At 37.9% G+C, this 19,301-nt stretch carries 21 protein-coding genes and 1 other RNA gene; 15 read left to right on the top strand and 7 right to left on the bottom strand.

Annotated elements, in window-relative coordinates; genetic code table 11:
* The 8 genes from PI20285_RS06745 (at nucleotide 1) to PI20285_RS06710 (ending at nucleotide 8,089) form a co-directional block, all read left to right on the top strand.
* Nucleotides 1-1,317 carry a Sapep family Mn(2+)-dependent dipeptidase gene (locus tag PI20285_RS06745; protein ID WP_057772251.1) on the top strand — a complete coding sequence of 439 codons (1,317 nt, stop codon included), beginning with the start codon at nucleotides 1-3 and terminating at the stop codon, nucleotides 1,315-1,317.
* Nucleotides 1,318-2,271: a glycosylasparaginase gene (locus PI20285_RS06740; protein ID WP_057772253.1), complete on the top strand. Its 954-nt coding sequence runs from the start codon at nucleotides 1,318-1,320 to the stop codon at nucleotides 2,269-2,271. It abuts the gene before it with no gap.
* Between the two features lie 20 nt (nucleotides 2,272-2,291).
* A complete protein-coding gene (locus PI20285_RS06735; RefSeq protein ID WP_057772255.1) occupies nucleotides 2,292-2,819 on the top strand; it encodes a GrdB-related putative oxidoreductase in 528 nt (175 codons plus the stop codon).
* Between the two features lie 15 nt (nucleotides 2,820-2,834).
* Nucleotides 2,835-4,145, top strand: a complete 1,311-nt coding sequence (locus tag PI20285_RS06730) for a PTS sugar transporter subunit IIC (RefSeq protein ID WP_057772257.1) — start codon at nucleotides 2,835-2,837, stop codon at nucleotides 4,143-4,145.
* Between the two features lie 150 nt (nucleotides 4,146-4,295).
* Nucleotides 4,296-4,913, top strand: a complete 618-nt coding sequence (locus PI20285_RS06725; protein ID WP_057772259.1) for a sugar O-acetyltransferase — start codon at nucleotides 4,296-4,298, stop codon at nucleotides 4,911-4,913.
* Between the two features lie 43 nt (nucleotides 4,914-4,956).
* Nucleotides 4,957-5,856: a DUF368 domain-containing protein gene (locus PI20285_RS06720; protein WP_158694980.1), complete on the top strand. Its 900-nt coding sequence runs from the start codon at nucleotides 4,957-4,959 to the stop codon at nucleotides 5,854-5,856.
* Nucleotides 5,857-5,992: 136 nt separating this feature from the next.
* Nucleotides 5,993-6,325, top strand: coding sequence for an ArsR/SmtB family transcription factor (locus PI20285_RS06715; RefSeq protein WP_057772263.1), 333 nt, complete (start codon nucleotides 5,993-5,995; stop codon nucleotides 6,323-6,325).
* Between the two features lie 87 nt (nucleotides 6,326-6,412).
* Nucleotides 6,413-8,089: an oleate hydratase gene (locus PI20285_RS06710; protein ID WP_057772265.1), complete on the top strand. Its 1,677-nt coding sequence runs from the start codon at nucleotides 6,413-6,415 to the stop codon at nucleotides 8,087-8,089.
* Between the two features lie 48 nt (nucleotides 8,090-8,137).
* Here the strand turns inward: PI20285_RS06710 and PI20285_RS06705 are convergent, their stop codons facing one another.
* Together PI20285_RS06705 and PI20285_RS11705 are read right to left on the bottom strand one after the other, a co-directional pair.
* Entirely contained in the window at nucleotides 8,138-8,950 is an 813-nt protein-coding gene (locus PI20285_RS06705) for a LicD family protein (protein WP_057772267.1), read from the bottom strand.
* Between the two features lie 66 nt (nucleotides 8,951-9,016).
* Nucleotides 9,017-9,181, bottom strand: coding sequence for a hypothetical protein (locus PI20285_RS11705; protein WP_169790700.1), 165 nt, complete (start codon nucleotides 9,179-9,181; stop codon nucleotides 9,017-9,019).
* A gap of 211 nt (nucleotides 9,182-9,392) precedes the next feature.
* On the opposite strand from PI20285_RS11705, the gene PI20285_RS11700 reads away from it, so the two are divergent.
* The 3 genes from PI20285_RS11700 to PI20285_RS06695 all read left to right on the top strand — a co-directional run bounded on the left by PI20285_RS11700 (nucleotide 9,393) and on the right by PI20285_RS06695 (nucleotide 11,141).
* Nucleotides 9,393-9,542 (top strand): hypothetical protein, encoded by a 150-nt coding sequence (locus PI20285_RS11700; RefSeq protein ID WP_162841290.1) that lies wholly within the window; start codon nucleotides 9,393-9,395, stop codon nucleotides 9,540-9,542.
* Nucleotides 9,543-9,580: 38 nt separating this feature from the next.
* Nucleotides 9,581-9,950: a transfer-messenger RNA gene (gene ssrA / locus PI20285_RS06700) on the top strand.
* Nucleotides 9,951-10,385: 435 nt separating this feature from the next.
* Entirely contained in the window at nucleotides 10,386-11,141 is a 756-nt protein-coding gene (locus PI20285_RS06695) for a hypothetical protein (protein ID WP_057772271.1), read from the top strand.
* Between the two features lie 410 nt (nucleotides 11,142-11,551).
* Here the strand turns inward: PI20285_RS06695 and PI20285_RS06690 are convergent, their stop codons facing one another.
* From PI20285_RS06690 to PI20285_RS06670, 4 genes are all read right to left on the bottom strand, one after another.
* The gene (locus tag PI20285_RS06690) at nucleotides 11,552-11,803 is read right to left on the bottom strand and encodes a hypothetical protein (RefSeq protein WP_057772273.1); all 252 of its coding nucleotides are present in this window, start codon (nucleotides 11,801-11,803) and stop codon (nucleotides 11,552-11,554) included.
* A gap of 88 nt (nucleotides 11,804-11,891) precedes the next feature.
* Nucleotides 11,892-12,101, bottom strand: a complete 210-nt coding sequence (locus PI20285_RS06685; protein WP_057772275.1) for a hypothetical protein — start codon at nucleotides 12,099-12,101, stop codon at nucleotides 11,892-11,894.
* 419 nt (nucleotides 12,102-12,520) lie between these two features.
* On the bottom strand, nucleotides 12,521-12,979 hold the full coding sequence (locus tag PI20285_RS06675) for an NUDIX hydrolase (RefSeq protein WP_057772279.1): 459 nt from the start codon (nucleotides 12,977-12,979) through the stop codon (nucleotides 12,521-12,523).
* A gap of 32 nt (nucleotides 12,980-13,011) precedes the next feature.
* Nucleotides 13,012-13,203 (bottom strand): hypothetical protein, encoded by a 192-nt coding sequence (locus PI20285_RS06670; RefSeq protein ID WP_057772282.1) that lies wholly within the window; start codon nucleotides 13,201-13,203, stop codon nucleotides 13,012-13,014.
* A 214-nt stretch (nucleotides 13,204-13,417) separates the two neighbouring features.
* Between PI20285_RS06670 and PI20285_RS06665 the strand changes: the two genes are divergently transcribed.
* Both PI20285_RS06665 and PI20285_RS06660 read left to right on the top strand, forming a co-directional pair.
* Nucleotides 13,418-14,146, top strand: coding sequence for a response regulator transcription factor (locus tag PI20285_RS06665; RefSeq protein ID WP_057772284.1), 729 nt, complete (start codon nucleotides 13,418-13,420; stop codon nucleotides 14,144-14,146).
* 8 nt (nucleotides 14,147-14,154) lie between these two features.
* Nucleotides 14,155-15,600: a sensor histidine kinase gene (locus PI20285_RS06660; protein WP_057772415.1), complete on the top strand. Its 1,446-nt coding sequence runs from the start codon at nucleotides 14,155-14,157 to the stop codon at nucleotides 15,598-15,600.
* A 49-nt stretch (nucleotides 15,601-15,649) separates the two neighbouring features.
* Here the strand turns inward: PI20285_RS06660 and PI20285_RS06655 are convergent, their stop codons facing one another.
* Nucleotides 15,650-16,516, bottom strand: a complete 867-nt coding sequence (locus PI20285_RS06655; RefSeq protein ID WP_057772286.1) for a class II fructose-bisphosphate aldolase — start codon at nucleotides 16,514-16,516, stop codon at nucleotides 15,650-15,652.
* 399 nt (nucleotides 16,517-16,915) lie between these two features.
* Here PI20285_RS06655 and PI20285_RS06650 point away from each other — a divergent pair, with 399 nt between their 5' ends.
* Both PI20285_RS06650 and PI20285_RS06645 read left to right on the top strand, forming a co-directional pair.
* Nucleotides 16,916-17,785 carry a GRP family sugar transporter gene (locus PI20285_RS06650; RefSeq protein WP_057772288.1) on the top strand — a complete coding sequence of 290 codons (870 nt, stop codon included), beginning with the start codon at nucleotides 16,916-16,918 and terminating at the stop codon, nucleotides 17,783-17,785.
* 160 nt (nucleotides 17,786-17,945) lie between these two features.
* Nucleotides 17,946-19,301, top strand: coding sequence for a glucose-6-phosphate isomerase (locus PI20285_RS06645; RefSeq protein WP_057772290.1), 1,356 nt, complete (start codon nucleotides 17,946-17,948; stop codon nucleotides 19,299-19,301).

Genomic DNA, 19,301 nt, shown 5'->3' with positions numbered 1-19,301 from the left:
ATGGAAAATAAATTTCGATCAGTTATTACTAGTCAGGAACCTGATTTTTTGCAAATGCTCCAGAAAATGATGCAAGTTCAGAGTGTCAAGAGTAATCCAAGTGACAATGCACCGTTTGGCAAGGGGCCAAAACAAGCCTTGGAATTAGTGGTTAAAGTGGGTCGCAGTTATGGTTTCAAGACCGGAATTATTAATGATGCAGCCGCCTATGTACAGTGGGGGGATGACGATGACCATTACATTGGTATTTTTGGACATTTGGATGTTGTGCCAGCAGGTACGAACTGGTCAATGCCACCGTTTGATTTGACTAAGCGTGGTGATCGATTTTATGGACGAGGAATCTTAGATAATAAAGGGCCTAGTATGGCATGCTTGTACGGAATGAAACTATTGAAGGATATGGGCGTCACGATGGACCATACAATTCGGTTAGTATTTGGATCTGACGAAGAAAATGGAAGCGCAGACATGAGCAAGTATTTAGCTGAGGAATCGGCACCCATGTATGGTTTTACACCTGATTGCAAGTATCCCGCCGTGTATGGAGAACGAGGAATTGTGAATTATGCTATTAAAACGCCAATTAACAAGGATGAACTTAAACAATTTAAAATACTTAATCCAGAAGCACAATCCTCTGATCATGTCCCGGATTCAGTAAAGGCATTGATTAATCAAAAAGAAATGATGATAAATGGTAAACGTTCACCTTCTAATGCGCCAGAAATGGGAGAAAATGCTTTAACTTTATTAGCTAAGGAGCTTGATGATAATCAATCGTTTAAAGGTCAACTAGGCGACTACTTCCACTGGTTAGCGAGTTTGCATGGTGAACATTATGGAATTGGACTCGGAGTTGAATTTGCGGATGAAGACAGTGGCAGGTTGATTATGACGCCTTACAAACTGGAAATCCAATCAGATAGTTTGGTTTTGTTTATCGCTATTCGCTATCCAGTCTCTGTAACGGAGGATCAAGTTACAAAAGGAATTCAAAAACATGTTTTACCCAAAAGTACCATTGAAATTGTGCGGTCAATGCCAGGAGTTATGCATTCAAAAGACCAGTTTTGGATCAAACAGCTTTCAGTTGCGTATGAACAAGCTACTGGTTTAGATGGGACTCCAGTTACGACCACTGGTGCAACATATGCGCGAGAAGTGCCCAATATTATTGCTTTCGGGCCTTCGTTTCCGGGTCAAAAAGGGATTGCCCATAAGCAAGATGAATATATGGACGAACAAGATTTATTGGCAAATATGGAAATTTATATGAACGCAATGGTGGCACTAGGACAGGGAAAGGATGATTAGATGACATATGGAACAATCGCCACTTGGCGGATGGCTCATGAGGGCGTAATTAAAGCGAATGAGTTGTTAAAAAAACAAGGCACAGCAGGGGATGCAGTGGAAGCATTAATTAATACGGTCGAAGCGTATACATATTACAAATCAGTTGGTTATGGCGGATTACCCAATGAACAAGGGGTCGTTGAAATGGATGCTGCATTTATGAACGGTGACAGTTTTGCGATTGGTGCTGTGGCCGGCATTCAAAATGTGAAACATGCTGTTTCGGTAGCCCGTAGCCTGAGTCACGATCATTTCAACAGTTTTAGGGTCGGATCAGGAGCCACACAATATGCAATGCAAAATGATTTTGAAATTGTAAATATGTTAACACCGCGCGCAAGAAAGATTTGGCAAAATCGGTTGAAAGAGATGCGAGAAAAGAATCTTAATCCATATGATGGCCATGATACAGTCGGTGCAATTACCTTAGATTTGCAAGGATCAATGGCCGCCGCAACTTCAACATCAGGATTATTCATGAAAAAAGCTGGACGAATAGGTGATTCACCTTTATCTGGATCAGGATTTTATGTCGATAGCGAAGTTGGCGGTGCTGCTGCAACTGGGTTAGGGGAAGACATTATGAAGGGCTGTCTTTCTTATGAAATTGTGAGACTAATGGCTGATGGCAAAACTCCTCAAGAGGCTTGTGACCAAGCGGTTTATCCATTCATTGAAAAACTAAAGAAACGCTATGGTAAAGCTGGAGAATTTTCATTAGTTGCAATGAACCATAAGGGGGAGTGGGGTGTAGCTACCAACGTCGAATTTACTTTTAGTGTTGGTAACGAGCAAAAGGCATCTCGGATTCTAATGGCTAACCCAGGATCAGATCAAACGACAATTATTGAGCCGATCACACAAGCGTGGTTAGATGCTTATGAAAAAAGAATTAAAGCGCCTGTTGAATAAAAATTCGAGGAGGTTTTGATATGAAAGTCATTATCATATTAGATCAGATTCAATCAGGATTAGGCGGTAAAGAACGTGCAGACACTGTATTTGGAGGAAAGAGAATTGCCATGGGCAGTGCGGATACGTTAGAGAAAAGTTTGAAAAAAGTTGACGGTGAAGTGTTAGGAACATTTTATTGTGGAACTGATTATTATCAGGAAAATAAAGATCTGGTTCAAAGTAAATTTACTAAAATGGCTGAAAAGATGGATGCTGATGTGGTTGTCATTGGACCAACCTATGACTATCCCGAGTTTTCAACGATGGGTTGCGAGTTGGCGCAAGCTTTTCAAGAAAAAACAATCATTCCAGTTTTAGTGGCGACAGCGATTGAGAAAAATGCCGACTTGATTGCACAATACAAACAGAATTTGACCATTGTTAAGGTCCCCAAAAAAGGGGGGACCGGATTGTCCGATGCGTTGAAAAATATTACAAAAGGCTGTCAGTTAGCTTCAAAAAAAGTAGATATGACAGAGTTCAAACAACAGTACTGTTATCAATAGAATGGAGTGAGACTAATGCAAAATAGAGCTGAAAAGATCTTAATGCCAATTGCAACTAAATTAGGCAATAATGTTGTGTTACGTTCGTTACGTGACGGATTTTTAATCATTACCCCTTTAATTATTGTGACCTCATTTTTCCTGTTGATTGGAAACTTTCCAATTCCTGGTTGGAGTAATTTTTGGACGGGAATTTTGGGACCTCATTGGAGTGAATGGTTTAGTTCCGTATCCAATTCAGTATTTAGTTTTACTGGGTTACTCGGTTGTTTTGGGATTGCTTATGCTTATGGCAAAAATCGTGGACTTCAGGCTGTAAATGCAAGTGCAGTGGCAATTATTTCTTTCTTGATTTTGACACCCACAACATTAAAGGTTGGAAAAACAACTTATGGTGCTGTTGAGACCATGTACTTAGGACCAAATGGGATTTTCCTCGGAATTTTCATTGCGCTGATTAGTGTTGAATTATATCGTTTTGCAATTAAACGACACTGGACGATTAAAATGCCAGAAGGAGTACCTCCCGCAGTTTCGCAATCATTTGATGCCTTACTGCCAAGTGCGTTAGTTATTTTTACTTTTTTCGTTATTCGAATTCTGTTTAGTTTAACTGATTTTGATACTGTTTATAATTTTATTTATACAATGCTTCAGGCTCCTTTAAAAAATGTCGGAAATTCAATGCCTTCAGTAATCTTGTATAATTTCTTGGCCAGCTTGCTATGGTGTTTTGGAATCAATGGACCAACCATCACAAATGCGGTTTGGTCACCGATCTTCTTTGTTTTGACGCAAGATAATTTACAGGCTTTTCAAAATCATTTAGCCTTACCTCATATTTTTACGCAACCATTTATTGATATCTTTACCACTTATGGTGGTGGAGGAAGTACTTTATCCTTATTAATTGTCATGTTAGTCATTTGTAAATCGAATCGAGTTCGTCAGTTAGGGAAGTTAGCCATTATTCCGGGTATCTTTGGAATTAATGAACCAATTATTTTTGGACTACCAGTGGTTTTGAATCCCATTATTGCGATTCCTTTTATTATTATTCCAACGTTAAACACGATTATATCAGGTTTAGTAATGACTTGGGGATGGGTGCCACATACAAATGGGGTCCTGCTTCCTTGGACAACGCCACCAATTATTTCTGGCTGGCTCTCTACGGGAAGTTGGACAGGTTCTGTGTTACAGTTGTTTGAAATCATTCTTGGAATCATTATTTACTATCCATTTATTAAGATGTTGGACAATCAATATTTACAAGAAGAAAAGGCAGCATCGGCAGATTTGGATATTGATTTTAGCGAAGTATAAAAAAGTGAAATGCTGTAAATTAAATTAAAAACTATTATCTTTGATAATGGTTTTTTTGAATTTAAATATTTAGAAAAACTTAAACAGTATTTCAAATGACACTCGTTTCAAACTTCGATATAATCAAGTTAAATATGCGGAGGAAATTTCATGACCAACAAAGAAAGAATGCTAAATAGCCAACTGTACGTGGCAAATGATCCGGAGTTAAAGAAAGATTTTAAACACGGGCGGGTGCTGACCCGATTATTTAATAAGACAACTGAAGAGCAAATGACTTATCGAAAAGAATTATTAGGAAAATTATTCGGTGAAGTCGGAGAACATATTTTTATGGAACCGCCATTTCATATTGATTACGGCTTGAACACAACAATTGGTGAGAATTTTTATGCTAATTATGATTGTATTTTTATTGACGTTGGTAAAATTACGATTGGCGATAACGTGATGTTTGGACCGCGAGTAAGTTTATATACTGCCGGGCATCCGATTGACGCGACTGTTCGAGTTGAAGGATATGAGTATGGTTATCCAATTACAATTGGAAATAATGTTTGGATTGGCGGAAACGTGGTGGTTAATCCGGGCGTGACAATTGGAAATAATGTCGTTATTGGTTCGGGATCAATTGTGACCCATAATATTCCAGACAACGTGATTGCGGTGGGTAATCCGTGCCACATCTTACGTGAGATCAATGATGATGACAAACAAAAATGGGAAGCACAAAAGCAAGCATATATCGCTTCAATGGACGCAGAATAGGAAAGAGGTAAAGCAAATAAAAACAAAAGCATATATCAACACAATGAAAGGCTTTCTAATTGGAATTGCTCTTGTAATTCCGGGGCTTTCAGGAAGCATGTTTGCAGTTGTCGTTGGGTTATACGAAAAAATGATTGAAGAAGTTTCTACATTTCGCAGCAAGCCAAGTAAGAATATAAAATTTTTACTTCCCATTATGTTGGGGGCAGTAGTCGGGGTTTTAGCATCCACTAAACTGGTCTTGTGGTTGTGTGAACAGTTTCCAGTAATGAGTTATGGATTCTTTATCGGGTTAGTTATTGGCGTTTTACCGTTTGTATATAAGAAAATTCGGCAACAACATTTAAAAGTGTGGGACCTTGCCCTTATTATTTTGGGGTTTGCCTTTATCATGGTCATTAGTCATCAAGGAACAGAGGGGACTAGTGAATTTGTTGCTCTGACAAACCTAAATGGTTTGTCGGATTGGGCAACAATAATATTTGCCGGATTCTTCGCGGTTTCGATGATGATGATTCCCGGAATTTCTGGTGCGGTTATGTTAATGATGGTGAACCAGTACGGTACAATCTATAATTCAGTCGCCAAACTCTTAGATACAGTGATGTTTTTATTGGTTGGTAAGTTTGATCAGGCAAAATCAGCATTTTCGTCAGTCATGATTTTGCTACCGTTTATCATTGGTGCTGTCATTGGCGTGATTCTCATGGCGAAAGTTTTACATTTTTTATTAAATCGTTATGCCCATCAAGTTTATTGTGCGGTCTTGGGGATTATTGGGGCCGGAATTTGGATTTTAATGGAACTTGCAATTAAAGGAGCCATGGGTAACGTCCAAAGTGGCGGCTCATGGGCTGGTGTGATTGTGTCGCTTGTGATCTTTATTGTGGTAGGGACGTTAGCAACCATATTCCTAGATAAACAAGAAGCAACCGATGCCTGATTTTGAGTTGAAACTGTTAGTCGAGCGGCTAGCGGTTTTTATTTTTTAATTGGTTGTAAGCGGTTGCTAAAGATTTGAATACATGTTACTATATTCATGAATTTAAATATTTGAATATATAGATAGAGGTGAGCCTATGGAAGAGGTACTAATGGAACCAAAACAAAAGGCGGCTTTGGATGAATTTATTAATGATCTGGATATTTTAAATGCGTTGGCTGACAAACATCGGCAACGAATCATTATTTTATTGGGATCTCGTTTGAAACAGGGAATGACGGTTAGTGAGTTAACATCTCAGTTGGACATCTCACAACCGGCAGTTTCCCACCATTTAAAAATTTTGTGGGCAGTTCATATCGTGGACTCAATGCGAAATGGCCTGGAAAACAATTATTTTTTAACTTTGGATGATACGTTAGACCGTTTGGAAAGAATTGTAAAATTAATTAGAGAATCAAATGCGTAACTTAGAGGTATAAACACTCGGGCCAACCGGGTTAGGTGTTCAAGTGTTTAGAAACTTAAATATTAACAACGAATAGGAGATGATATAATGGCAAAAGCATATATGATCGGAACCGGAATTGGTAATTTAGCAGCTGGTATTTATTTAATTCGTGATGGTGGCTGGAGTGGCGACCAAATTACGATGTTTGGGCTTGAAAAACACGGAGCAAATGATGGCGCAAAGGTTGCAGATTATGAAAGTGAGTATGGTAATCCGGCGTTAAAAAATAATAAAGGTTTTCTTGCTAAGGGCGGCCGGATGCTCAACGAGGAAACTTATGAAAATCTGTGGGATGTTTTAAGGACAGTTCCTTCTCTGGATAACCCAGGGCAGTCAGTTACAGATGATATTTTAAATTTTGACCATGCACATCCAACTCATGATGTGGCCCGTTTGATGGACCGAGTTGACGGAATTCGCAATAAGGGCGATCAAAAAGACTACAATCATATGCAGTTTAATAACCAGGATCGCATGTTGTTAACCAAACTCATGATGATGCCAGAATCAAAGGAACCACAGCTGAATGACATTAGTATCGAACAGTGGTTTGCGAAGAGCCCTCACATTTTCACAACTAACTTCTGGTACATGTGGCAAACCACTTTTGCTTTTAAGAAGGAAAGCTCTGCTATGGAGTTACGACGCTATATGAACCGAATGATCTTAGAGTTTAGTCGGATCAATACATTAGAGGGTGTGACGCGAACACCTTATAACCAGTATGAAAGCATTATTCTCCCAATGCGTAAATACCTGGAAGACCACGGGGTTAACTTTGTAGATAATCGTAAAATTACGGAATTTATTTTTAAAGATACGCCGTTGCGTGATGACATTGTAGTGACCGGCTTGAAGTACGAAGAAGTGGATAATGATAATAAGGCCGGTGAAATTGAAATCGGTGAAAACGACTTTGTTTTTGATACCAATGGATCAATTACGGATAGTTCATCAATTGGAGATCTTGATACCCCAATCAAAGAAAATATGGAATACGCCCCTAGCGCTGCTCTTTGGAAGCAAGCTACAGAGCACTTCTATAATTTAGGAAATCCAGATAAATTCTTTGCGGATCGTAAACAGAGTGAATGGTTAAGTTTTACAGTTACAACCGATAATCATTTCTTATTAAATGAAATTTCTCGAATTACTCAACAAGAACCCGGGAATGCATTGAACACCTGGATTGACAGCAGTAATTTGTTATCAATTGTTGCCCATCATCAGCCCCATTTCCATGCACAAAAAGAAAATGAAACTGTTTTCTGGGGATACGTTATGTATCCACGACGTAACGGTGACTATGTAGATAAGCCGTTTATCGAGATGACAGGTAAAGAGATGCTAGAAGAGCTATTAGGCCACTTAGCAGCGGTTGATCCTGCCCGAGACAACATTGCCGATCATACTGAAGAAATCATGGCTAGTGTTGTGAATGTTATTCCAGCGTACATGCCTTATGCAAGCGCGTTGTTCAATCGACGAGCAGTTGGAGATCGACCAGCCGTTGTGCCAAAGAACTCAAAGAACTTAGCGTTTATCAGTCAATTTGCAGAAATGCCTTTTGATATGGTATTTACGGAACAGTACTCATTCAGATGTGCACAAGTGGCCGTCTACCACTTTATGGGACTTCCAGACAGTGAATTAACCCCATTACATCATTATGAAAAGCAGCCAAAAGTGTTGGCAAAAGCAACTAAGACGATGTTTAGATAAATTCTTGCAAACTAAAAGAGTTATGATCTGTGAAGGTCATAACTCTTTTTATTCGATGTTTTTTCCGTTTACGATTAAAGTATCCACATGTTTTTCTTTTTGATCACGGTCTGGTGGCAATGTCATGTAGTCATCATACATGCGTTTTAAAATGCGATCATAAGCCTCGGGAATCTTGACCTGAATATTTTCAAATTGGTGAGTTACTAGTTCTGAAATTTCGGCCTGATTCAAAACTTCCTTATCATAGGCATATTGGGAGGCATAATTTTTGTAATGATGGAAAGGCTCCTTATTATACAAACGCATGATGTTTTCGCGTTTTTCTTTGAGCTTAGCAACTGACATATAATGATCAAGGTCATTTGTTTCTGGATCTTTTCGGAAGGGCGTTTTGATAATGTTGTAGCCAAGTCGGATTAAAATTCGCGCATCAAAATAGCGAAAACGACTATACACAGCCCGCCGAATTTCTGGCTGACGGGGCACTTTATCAAAAGGAAAGATATCTACAAACACACCTTTTCGGGCGTCGTTAACGTTGTTTCGTTCTTTGATATAGGTATCAGTGTCAAGAATTTTCATATAGCTAAACGCAAAATTAGGATCTGTATCGGCGGTCTGCATGAAGTAATGCGTATTTTGGAGAAGGGCAGGTGTTAGCGAGGCAAACCGATCGTAATCGTCGCGGCGCATACCAATATCTACATCGTCATCCCAAGGAATAAAGCCATCATGCCGGATGGCACCCAAAAGAGAGCCACCAATTAAAAAGTATTTGATGTGGTTTGTATCACAAATTTCGGCCACTTTTTTCAATGTGTTTAGTTCGATACGATGTAATTCGCTGATTTGTGACATGCCGTTACCCCCACGTTTTCTAATACCTTAAGTTTACACTGTCGGAGCGATCTATGCCAACCTGACTTATTTATGAGTGAGCATGTGCCATAAATTGATTGTTGCCTCTAGCAACATGCCAATGGCCATCATGTACATTGCGATCATGTTTTGGTGGACAAAAACGAAGTAGGTTAGAACTAAATAGAAAATAAAGAATAGAATTGCGGTTAGTTTTGAATTGCCAGTCATAGTTGAACCTCCATATTATTGTTGATACTTCTATTCTAATTTAAAATGATTCTAATTTCCACAATAAATTGAAAACGATCCCATTAATTTTTAATTTTTCGTAAAATTGTGGGTTTAAATAGATGTTTTTTGGTTGACAATTATGGAGCGAACCCTTATCATTGGTACCTAGATTAGATATTAAATGCGAAGAATCGCGGAGGAATTTACAATGAGAAAAACCAAAAATGCGTTGTTAGAATATTTGCTTAAGAATGTCCAGAATGCTGATCTTGTTAATAAGTTATTGGTCACAATGGTTTCTCGTGGTCAAATTGCCCTGGTTCCAGCAACTAATTCAGCTTCACAACCACGCAAGTAGGGATTTTTTTATGCTTGTGTTATAGTGAATAGTGTTATGGGGTCGTTATGGATTCGACAGGTATAGGTTGAGTCTGGATTGCGCTTCGTAGGTTGCGTCTACGTTAAAACGCTCAGTTTATTATAACTGCAAAAAATAATAACAATTCTTACGCTTTAGCTGCTTAATTACAGCTTAGTGTAGATCTGCCTGGCATCGTCCATGTGTTAGATACAGGTCTTAAATTAAGTGGACTTACGCAACGCACTCCCATCTGAAGTGAGTTGAAGAGACTAATCAGATTAGCTAGTCAAGAGAACCATGCCATACGGTGTTTTGGCTAGTGAAACTTAAATAGTATGACTATGAGCGTAGATATCTAGGTGGCAATATGCTTGGACGCGGGTTCGATCCCCGCCGACTCCATTTTATCAATTTAATACCTGTCAATAGCCTTCAGAATGCCGGTTTTATGCGGTTTATCTTGAAGGCTATTTTCAATATTATGCACTGTTTTGCATCCAAACCTTTTGCACAAAAGATGGTTAAAGTGAACGGGTTCATGGGCTGAGAAGGTATACCAATTCAAAGTACCTTTTGTATTTGGCTGTTTTAGAACTTTATTTTATTATTCCAAACTTATTCGGTTCTAATGTGTCCGTTTTCGGTTTGATGTACATATTTTTTAATTCCCAATGAATCATTTACACATAATTATTCAAACACTCAAAATTCGCAAAATAGATTTTTTAATAAAATGTGTAATTAATCATTAAAAAAAGGTGGTTGATTGCATGATTTAAGGTGTATAATAAATTGTAGAAAGCGTTTTCAAACAACCGGTCAGTAGGGGGAGTGTATATCATGAAAAAAATAATGTTATTGATGTCAACTGTTTTAGTTTTGATATTTGGTTACTCCATGAAAGTGCATGCGGATAGTTCAACCGAAAATGATTTATCTACAATTAATGACAGTTTAGTAAAGAAAACTGCTGGCGATAATAGCCAGACTACTGTTGAAAGGGCAGTATCTGAATTAACAGATCAGCAAAAAGAAGTTTTATTAAATGAAACACAGTCCGTGATAAAAAAAGCAACCACAGAAGGTAATGATACTGGTTATATTTTAGAAGAGGCAAATTTAGGAAATGGATTTACTGTTCAAGTACAGTCTCAAGATGTCTCTGAAAACCAAGCAATAGGAAACAATGAACCGCTTCTTAGATCTTCCACAAGTGGACACTATGATATCACGAAGGCTTATGGGAACCGAGAATATATAATAACTGCCGGAGTTAATTGGAAAGGGCTTGGTTTTTATTCTCAACGACTTAATATGCACTATACTTTAAGTAACAGTGGTATCAAAATGCGATATTCGAACACTGCCGGTTCTTATAGTTATGTTTCGGGATTATCTACGTCATGCAAAACAACAGACTTTTCAGCAACTCATGTAGGAGCTAATGTCAATGCTTATGCCAAGTTTACTTGTAGCGGAATTCTATCAACGCCAGCTGGTGCAATAGATTATGTACATGGTGCTGTGAAAATAACTAGTTGGAGCAAAACTAATAAAAACATGAAATTGCACGAAAGTTGGTACTTGGAAAAATAATAGAAATTAAGGAGGGATGAAAAGGGTGCTGAATGTATTAACCACATTTTTAGTAATCATAATAGTTGCATGTATAGCAATATATATTAGTAAGCGAAAAAAATAATTGTGATGAATGTTTTATATAGTAGGAAGCGCTTTTGATTAGTAGTAAATATGAATAGTGTACTATTTTAAGAATTAAAGCAAAGGTTAGATCTCCAAAGTTAAATAAGAAGTTCTCACATTCAGATATTTGTTGATCGGATTGTTGAAAGTGTAAATAGTAGGCCAGAAAAACTAATTCTTTAAAAAAAATAGGTTTGAGATTTTCGTTTTGCTGAAAATCTCAAACCTATTTTTTTGTGGAAATTAAATAAATTGACGTACAAAAAGCAATTTGAACTGAACCCCATAATTTGGAGTGAATTTTAAGCAACCAACTGGTCGGATAGGTTTCGGTATTGTACCGGAGTTTTTTCGGCCAGTTTTCTAGCCTTTCGGGTAGCAAGATAAACGATGCCCATAACGATGTATAAGAGGGCGACTAAAACGCCACTTGTACCAGATGTATGATTATTACCTTCTATGGCGTTACCAACTCCCGCAAACATGGATTGGAACAGAATAAATGCGGCTAAGACGATCATAAGAATGCCAATCACTAATTTTGTTGTTTTCATGTTAGTTCTCCTTAAATGTTTTTAGATATAAATTATGAGATTTCTAAAGATTTAAATTTGGTGTATTACAAGTACGAATTTAGTTCAATTACTCCTCATCTTTTGATTCATCATGAAGCAAGTACTTTCCTTCTTGATCGTTGTTTTCGTTTGGAATCGTGTCTGGTGTTTCTTTAGGAGATTTTTCACCTGGTTCCATTGGATTGTCATTTTGCTCATCGTAACTCATATTACTGTCGGGGGCCCCGCGGCGATTTTCATCTTGTTTAAAAACGTCTTTGATCTTATCATCATGCATATAAATCACATCCTTAGTTAGTTTTTTTGGGTACTATTTTACTATATAGGTTGATTGACAGCGCTCGCAACTCTCGTGCTTATTTGATAATCTAAAACCGAAAATAAGGGAAACCTACAACGAGTTTTGCGAATTTGATGTAACGTTTTGGTGGTTTAAACATAAAATTACTGGTTTGTTAAAATTAGTATTCTAAAAAAATGTGGAGGAATGAGCAAAATGGTGTTCATTTTAGTGGCCAAGATTCATTTGGCGCATTAAGCCTTCCATTAGCAGAATTAAACGAAAAAAACGCCTCTCCCTTATTACTTAAGGCAAAAGCGTTTCTGGAACATGATTTATTTTTTGATAAAGCAGATCAAATCTTCTCAGATTGGAAAGTACTTGAGAAACCAAGTTATTAAACACAAGGATGATTGTTAAGAAATATCTTGCCAATATTGCGTAGTTTTGGGAAGCTCCTTCAAAAATTTAAAAATAGGTGGTTGCAACTTGGTTTGTTGGAGCTCAGAAAGAGATTTCCAAGCAGTCAGAGTCCCTTTATTTGTCTGATCGGGAATCGAGTCATCAGCAGCTAATAGGTATAACAAGATAACTTGTTGAAAACTTTCTGTTTCTAAATGGACCTGATGTTCAATTACCCATAGTAACCGTTTGATTTGAACATTAACGTGGAGTTCTTCACTGAACTCCCGTTGGATGGCTGCTTTAGATGATTCACCAAACTTAACCCGACCGCCAATAAAAACAAAATCGGCAGAAGGACTGGTAGTTTCACAGACTAATAGTTGATTTTTTCTTTCAATTATCCCGGCTGCTCGCAAATTAAATTCGTGATTATTATCTGAGAAACAAATGTCGTCGGATTCGCGTTCCAAACTATCACTTCCTAGCTTGACTTATAGCCATATTATACAACTTGTTCCTGCCGTTTCAACTCGCTATGTGGGATAATAAAGCTAGTTTCTGCAGCATCCATAAGGAAAACTTGCCAATTACTTTCCTCGTCCAACAAGCGGGTATCAATTTTTTTGACATAAGCGATCTGATTTTCGTTTACATAAAGTACCTCATCATCGGTGGTCTGAACTCGTAGTAACATAAAATTTCTCCTTTCGAAATGCCTAGATAGCAACTATAAAAAGAGTTTAACATGTGCAATTAGACTTTTTAACTATCTTGCTTATCAAAAACTTTTATGTAGACTTAATCTAAGGCTGATATGCTACTGAAGAAAATAATCCAAACGTTTCTAGGTTTACACGAACGTTTGAATTATACTAGTGATATGGATAACTTAGGGAAGAGGGACCACAATGAAAATTTTAATGATTGAAGATAATAAATCGGTATCCGAAATGATGGGGATGTTTTTTAAGAAAGAACAATGGGATGCACATTTTGCGTATGACGGCAATGAAGCAATTGATATGTTTAAGGCTACTCCCCACGACTGGGATATGATTACATTAGATTTAAACTTACCTGGTAAAGATGGGATGACGGTTAGTTTCGAAATTCGTCAGATTTCTCAAACAGTCCCGATTATTATGTTGACGGCTCGTGATTCAGAAAGTGATCAAGTATTAGGACTAGAAATGGGTGCCGACGATTATGTGACAAAACCGTTTAGTCCAATTACACTAATTGCGCGGATTAAGGCCCTTTATCGTCGTGCTCAGATGAATACAATCGGCGATAATACTCAACAGAATGGTGATCAAGCTGAAGACTTTGATGTGGAAACAAATAATTTTAAATTAAGTTCCTCAACACGAGAGGCTTACTTAGATGATAAATTAATTCCGGATCTAACTCCTAAAGAGTTTGATTTGCTTAAAACATTGGCTCAAAAACCAAAACAAGTTTTTTCACGAGAACAGCTACTGCAACTTGTTTGGGATTATGAATTCCACGGTGACGAGCGTACGGTTGATGCCCATATCAAAAAACTGCGTCAAAAGATTGAAAAAGTTGGCCCACAAGTCATTCAAACAGTTTGGGGAGTTGGCTATAAGTTCGATGATAGCAAAGCGGGGGATTAAGTATGAAACTGAAACTCCTATATCAACAAATGTTGGCATTTTTTGCCGTTATTTTTACAACACTAATTGTTTTCGGAATTGCATTCAGTCAGTTTTCTAGCCGAATGATTTACCAAGATACTTGGAAACAGCTTGAAGGCTATGCAGACAGTGTTTTTCAACAATCTGTAGTGGTTAGCACCAGCGGCGAGTTTGAGGGGATTCAAATTGCGGGATTGGAAAATAGTGAGCGATTGTTAGAAAACCAATCTGTGCATTTTACAATTTACAATAAGCAAAATACAATTGCGTATCCAAAGGCTAATTTTTCACCAACGATAAGTGCTGCACAGTGGAAGAAGTTGAAAAATGGTGAAACCATAACCAGGAAGTCAGACCGACGTCTTAATCAAGCGTCTAGTAAAAATCATCGTCCGACCACCGATATTATTAAACCCTACCGGAATCAAAAGGGAGATTTGATCGCCGTGATCTCAGTAGGGTCGCCTGTTTCTAATGTTGAATTAAATATGCGTAAAATCCGGTATAATTTACTGATCGCTTTTCTGATCTCAGGGCTGGTTTCAATTATCATTGCCTATGGTTTGGCTAAATATTCTGTTTCTAGAATCGATCGGATTCGAAAGGCTGCCCACAAAATTGGAAAAGGTAACTTTGATATTAAGGTTCCTACAAAGGGTAATGATGAAATTGATGGTTTAGCAACTGACTTTAATCACATGGCTATTTCGTTAAAGAAGTCAGACGAAGAAATTAAACGCCAAGAACAAAGACGGCGGGAATTTTTGGCGGATGCCGCTCACGAGATGCGAACGCCATTAACAACGATCAACGGTTTACTAGAAGGGCTGACCTACGATGCGATCCCAGAAGAGAGCCGTGAAGAAAGCTTGCAGTTGATGAGTAATGAAACGAAGCGACTAATTCGATTAGTAAATGATAATTTAGATTATGAAAAAATTCGGACTAATCAAATTGTGTTGGCGTGTCACAGCATTCCAGTGAGTCATATCGTGGAAAATTTAATGGAGCAATTGCAGAAAAAGGCTACTGAGGCCAAAGATAAATTTGTGGTGCAGGTTGGTGATGATGTAATTGTATATGCGGACTACGATCGGTTTGTTCAGATCCTGTTTAATATTATGCAAAATGCGATTCAGTTTACAAACGACGGGACAATTACAATTGAGGCTCACAATGATAAGGATAAGAATTGTGTGATTTCAATTAGCGATACTGGAATTGGCATGTCTGAGTCACAAATGAAGAACATTTGGGAACGGTACTATAAAGCGGATCCTTCTCGAAAGAACACCAAATATGGTGAATCTGGTTTAGGGATGGCCATTGTGCACCAGTTGGTGAAGGCACATGGTGGTGAAATTGTAGTTGATAGTACATTTGGAAAGGGAACAACCTTTACGGTGACTTTACCGCCGCAAAAAACTGAATAATAAAAAAAACCATCATTCAAATTTGAATGATGGCTTTTAATTATAATAATTATTTAGCAGATGGAGTACCGAACCAGTCAATACGACTTGTAACGATATCTTCAATTGCTTTTGTACCAGGTGCAAGCATCTTACGAGGGTCATAACCTTTAATATCATTTTGGTCATGTCCTTCTTCAATGTACTTACGGGTTGCTTTAGCAAAAGCAATCTGGCATTCTGTGTTAACGTTAACCTTTGAAACACCCATTGAAATAGCTTTTTGGATTTGTTCCTTAGGAATTCCTGAACCACCATGTAAAACAAGTGGTGTAGAAATTACGTCAGCTAATTCTTGGAGACGTTCGAACTTCAAACCAGTCCAGTTGTCAGGGTATTCACCATGAATGTTACCAATTCCACAAGCAAGGTAATCAACGCCAGTTGCAGCGATTTGTTTAGCTTCATCAACATCAGCTAATTCACCTTCACCAATGACACCATCTTCTTCTCCACCAATTGAACCAACTTCGGCTTCAACAGAGATGCCCTTAGCATGAGCCAACTTAACGATTTCCTTAGTTTTTTCTAAGTTTTCTGCGAATGGTAAATCATGACCATCAAACATAACAGAGTTGTAACCAACTTCGATACATTCTTTAGCAGCTTCGTAGTTACCATGGTCTAAATGCATGATAACTGGAACTGTGATGTTCATTGACTTGATGGTTTGTTGAACTAAGTTTAAACAAAGTTCGTAACCGCCCATGTACTTAGCAGCTCCCATAGAAGTTTGGATCAAAACAGGTGTACCTTTTTCTTGAGCAGCGCCAAGAATAGCACGAGTCCATTCCAAGTTGTTAGTGTTAAAAGCACCAACTGCATAATGACCTTTGCGAGCTTCAGCAAAGATTTCGTTACCGTTAACTAATGACATAAATAAAATCCTCCCAAAATATATTACAACGATGTGTAAAAGGTTGCGTTAAACGAACATTTCTATTTTAACACATTTGATTATGAAAATGCAGACTCATTTTTATATGACTAATCTATGGAAGGAAAGTCTAGATGATAAGCCAAAGAAGTGAAACAAAAAATGGAATTTAATTTTTAAACACGAATAATGTGACTATTTTTGGACTAGTCCAATATTTTTATGAACGAAAAATAAGGACGCTGAATCCCTGAAATATCAAGCATTGCAGTATAATGAAATTGGTATATCAATTAAATTTAATAATTTACCACTTGTAAAAACGGTTACTTTACTGTTAAAATGTTTCTTTGTCTTGGTATGGACATTAATTTTAGAGAGAATAAGGAGAATTTTAAAATGGGTATTATAATTGCACTGATTCCAGCGATTGCTTGGGGTAGTATTGGGCTTGTGTCTGGACGTCTAGGTGGAACAGCCCCACAACAAACATTAGGGATGACCATGGGAGCCATTGTATTTGCTGTATTTACTTGGTTCCTATATCAACCAACACTAACATCTAAAGTATGGATCGCAGGAGTTGTGTCTGGTTTATTCTGGGCCGTTGGTCAAGGAATGCAGTTTACATCAATGAAAAAAATCGGTGTTTCAAAAACAGTCCCATTATCAACTGGCTTACAACTTGCCGGAAACGCTTTGGCTGGGGTTTTAATTTGGCATGAATGGGCAACTGGAAAAACCATTACAATGGGGACCATTGCCGTTATCGCATTGATCGTTGGTGCTACTTTCACATCCTTACGAGATAAGAATGACAAAGAACACAATAAAGATGAAGATATGGGAGCTGGAATTCGTGCGCTAATTATTTCTACAATTGGGTACATCGGCTATACAGTTATTGTGCGTTTTGCCAACGTGAATGCTAAAGCTGTTATTTTGCCGCAAGCGATTGGGATGTTTGCCGGTGCTGTTATTTTTGTTTTTATTTCTAAAGCGGCCGTGACAGCATTTAAGAATCGTCATACTTGGGCTAATATGATTACTGGAATTATCTGGGGAGTCGGAAATATCTTCATGTTCTTGGCAATTCCAAGTGTTGGCCTTGCGATCAGCTACTCACTTGCTCAAGCCGGAATTGTAATTTCGACATTCGGTAGCATTTGGCTATTGGGCGAACATAAAACTCATCGTGAAATGCAATATGTTATTTTTGGATCGATTTTAATTATTGTGGGTTCAACTTTATTAGGAATGATGCAATAATTTTTAAAATTTCACTAGAAGAAACCGATGGCATCTAGCTTTCGGTTTTTTGTTTACTTTCTATTCATTAAATGAACTTTTGGTCACGCTTCAAATTTTAGTAATCGGGTGTATAATAAGTTAGTGAAATAATAAAAATATTAAGTGAGGTAATTAAATAATGGCACATATTTCGTTTGATAGCTCAGCAGTTTCTGAGTTTGTTCATGATAATGAGCTTGCTGAAATGCAACCACTTGTTACTGCTGCAGACAAAGAATTACGTGAAGGAACCGGTGCTGGTAAAGATTTCCGTGGATTCATTGACTTGCCAGTTGACTACGACAAGAAAGAATTTGCACGTATCAAGGAATCAGCTAAGAAGATTCAGAATAACTCTGAAGTTTTCGTAGCAATCGGTATTGGTGGCTCATACTTGGGCGCTCGTGCAGCAATTGATTTTCTTGGCAATACTTTCTACAATTTGCTTCCTAAAGAACAACGTGGTGGTATCCCTCAAGTATTTTTTGCCGGAAATTCAATTAGCTCAACTTACTTGACTGACTTAGTAAACTTGATTGGCGATCGTGACTTTTCTATTAATGTCATTTCAAAATCAGGAACAACTACAGAACCTTCAATTGCATTCCGTGTTTTGAAGGAAAAATTAATTGCTAAATATGGTAAAGATGGTGCTAAAGAACGTATCTTCGCTACAACTGACAAAGCAAAGGGTGCCTTGAAGGTAGAATCTGATGCTGAAGGTTACGAAGAATTCGTTGTGCCTGATGACATTGGTGGCCGCTTCTCAGTTCTTTCTGCTGTTGGTTTGTTACCAATCGCTGTTGCTGGCGGTGACATTGACCAATTAATGAAGGGTGCTGCAGATGGCCGTGATGCATATGCAAATCCTGATGTAACAAAGAACGATGCTTATAAATATGCTGCTTTACGTAACATTTTATATCGTAAAGGTTACACAACTGAATTGTTAGAAAACTTCGAACCAACGTTACAATACTTTGGCGAATGGTGGAAACAATTGATGGGTGAATCAGAAGGAAAAGATCAGAAGGGTATCTATCCTTCATCAGCTAACTTCTCAACTGATTTACATTCACTTGGCCAATACATTCAAGAAGGTCGTCGTAACCTCATGGAAACAGTTGTCAATGTTGACAAACCTAACCATGATTTGAATGTACCAAAGGAAGAGAAAAACTTGGATGGTCTTAAGTACTTGGAAGGCCGGACAATGGATGAAGTTAACAAGAAGGCTCATCAAGGGGTTACCTTGGCTCATAACGATGGTGGTGTGCCAGTTATGAATGTTAACATTCCTCAACAGGATGCTTATACATTGGGTTACATGATTTACTTCTTTGAAGCTGCTGTTGGTATTTCTGGCTACTTGAACGGAATCAACCCATTCAACCAACCAGGTGTTGAAGCTTACAAAAATAATATGTTTGCCTTGCTTGGCCGTCCTGGCTATGAAGCACAAACAAAAGAACTCAACGAACGTCTTGGCAAATAA

The organism is Pediococcus inopinatus (genome assembly GCF_002982135.1).
Classification (GTDB): domain Bacteria; phylum Bacillota; class Bacilli; order Lactobacillales; family Lactobacillaceae; genus Pediococcus; species Pediococcus inopinatus.
This window is presented reverse-complemented; position numbering and strand designations above follow the sequence as displayed.

What these genes read in the sequence shown, in the direction of transcription:
- PI20285_RS11700 (WP_162841290.1), top strand. Translation starts at nt 9,393, where the DNA reads ATGAGAAAAACCAAAAATGCGTTGTTAGAATATTTGCTTAAGAATGTC.
- PI20285_RS06730 (WP_057772257.1), top strand. Translation starts at nt 2,835, where the DNA reads ATGCAAAATAGAGCTGAAAAGATCTTAATGCCAATTGCAACTAAATTA.
- PI20285_RS06710 (WP_057772265.1), top strand. Translation starts at nt 6,413, where the DNA reads ATGGCAAAAGCATATATGATCGGAACCGGAATTGGTAATTTAGCAGCT.
- PI20285_RS06690 (WP_057772273.1), bottom strand. Translation starts at nt 11,803, where the DNA reads ATGAAAACAACAAAATTAGTGATTGGCATTCTTATGATCGTCTTAGCC.
- PI20285_RS11705 (WP_169790700.1), bottom strand. Translation starts at nt 9,181, where the DNA reads ATGACTGGCAATTCAAAACTAACCGCAATTCTATTCTTTATTTTCTAT.
- PI20285_RS06695 (WP_057772271.1), top strand. Translation starts at nt 10,386, where the DNA reads ATGAAAAAAATAATGTTATTGATGTCAACTGTTTTAGTTTTGATATTT.
- PI20285_RS06645 (WP_057772290.1), top strand. Translation starts at nt 17,946, where the DNA reads ATGGCACATATTTCGTTTGATAGCTCAGCAGTTTCTGAGTTTGTTCAT.
- PI20285_RS06650 (WP_057772288.1), top strand. Translation starts at nt 16,916, where the DNA reads ATGGGTATTATAATTGCACTGATTCCAGCGATTGCTTGGGGTAGTATT.
- PI20285_RS06720 (WP_158694980.1), top strand. Translation starts at nt 4,957, where the DNA reads ATGAAAGGCTTTCTAATTGGAATTGCTCTTGTAATTCCGGGGCTTTCA.
- PI20285_RS06740 (WP_057772253.1), top strand. Translation starts at nt 1,318, where the DNA reads ATGACATATGGAACAATCGCCACTTGGCGGATGGCTCATGAGGGCGTA.
- PI20285_RS06655 (WP_057772286.1), bottom strand. Translation starts at nt 16,516, where the DNA reads ATGTCATTAGTTAACGGTAACGAAATCTTTGCTGAAGCTCGCAAAGGT.
- PI20285_RS06705 (WP_057772267.1), bottom strand. Translation starts at nt 8,950, where the DNA reads ATGTCACAAATCAGCGAATTACATCGTATCGAACTAAACACATTGAAA.
- PI20285_RS06725 (WP_057772259.1), top strand. Translation starts at nt 4,296, where the DNA reads ATGACCAACAAAGAAAGAATGCTAAATAGCCAACTGTACGTGGCAAAT.
- PI20285_RS06670 (WP_057772282.1), bottom strand. Translation starts at nt 13,203, where the DNA reads ATGTTACTACGAGTTCAGACCACCGATGATGAGGTACTTTATGTAAAC.
- PI20285_RS06745 (WP_057772251.1), top strand. Translation starts at nt 1, where the DNA reads ATGGAAAATAAATTTCGATCAGTTATTACTAGTCAGGAACCTGATTTT.
- PI20285_RS06685 (WP_057772275.1), bottom strand. Translation starts at nt 12,101, where the DNA reads ATGCATGATGATAAGATCAAAGACGTTTTTAAACAAGATGAAAATCGC.
- PI20285_RS06715 (WP_057772263.1), top strand. Translation starts at nt 5,993, where the DNA reads ATGGAAGAGGTACTAATGGAACCAAAACAAAAGGCGGCTTTGGATGAA.
- PI20285_RS06665 (WP_057772284.1), top strand. Translation starts at nt 13,418, where the DNA reads ATGAAAATTTTAATGATTGAAGATAATAAATCGGTATCCGAAATGATG.
- PI20285_RS06735 (WP_057772255.1), top strand. Translation starts at nt 2,292, where the DNA reads ATGAAAGTCATTATCATATTAGATCAGATTCAATCAGGATTAGGCGGT.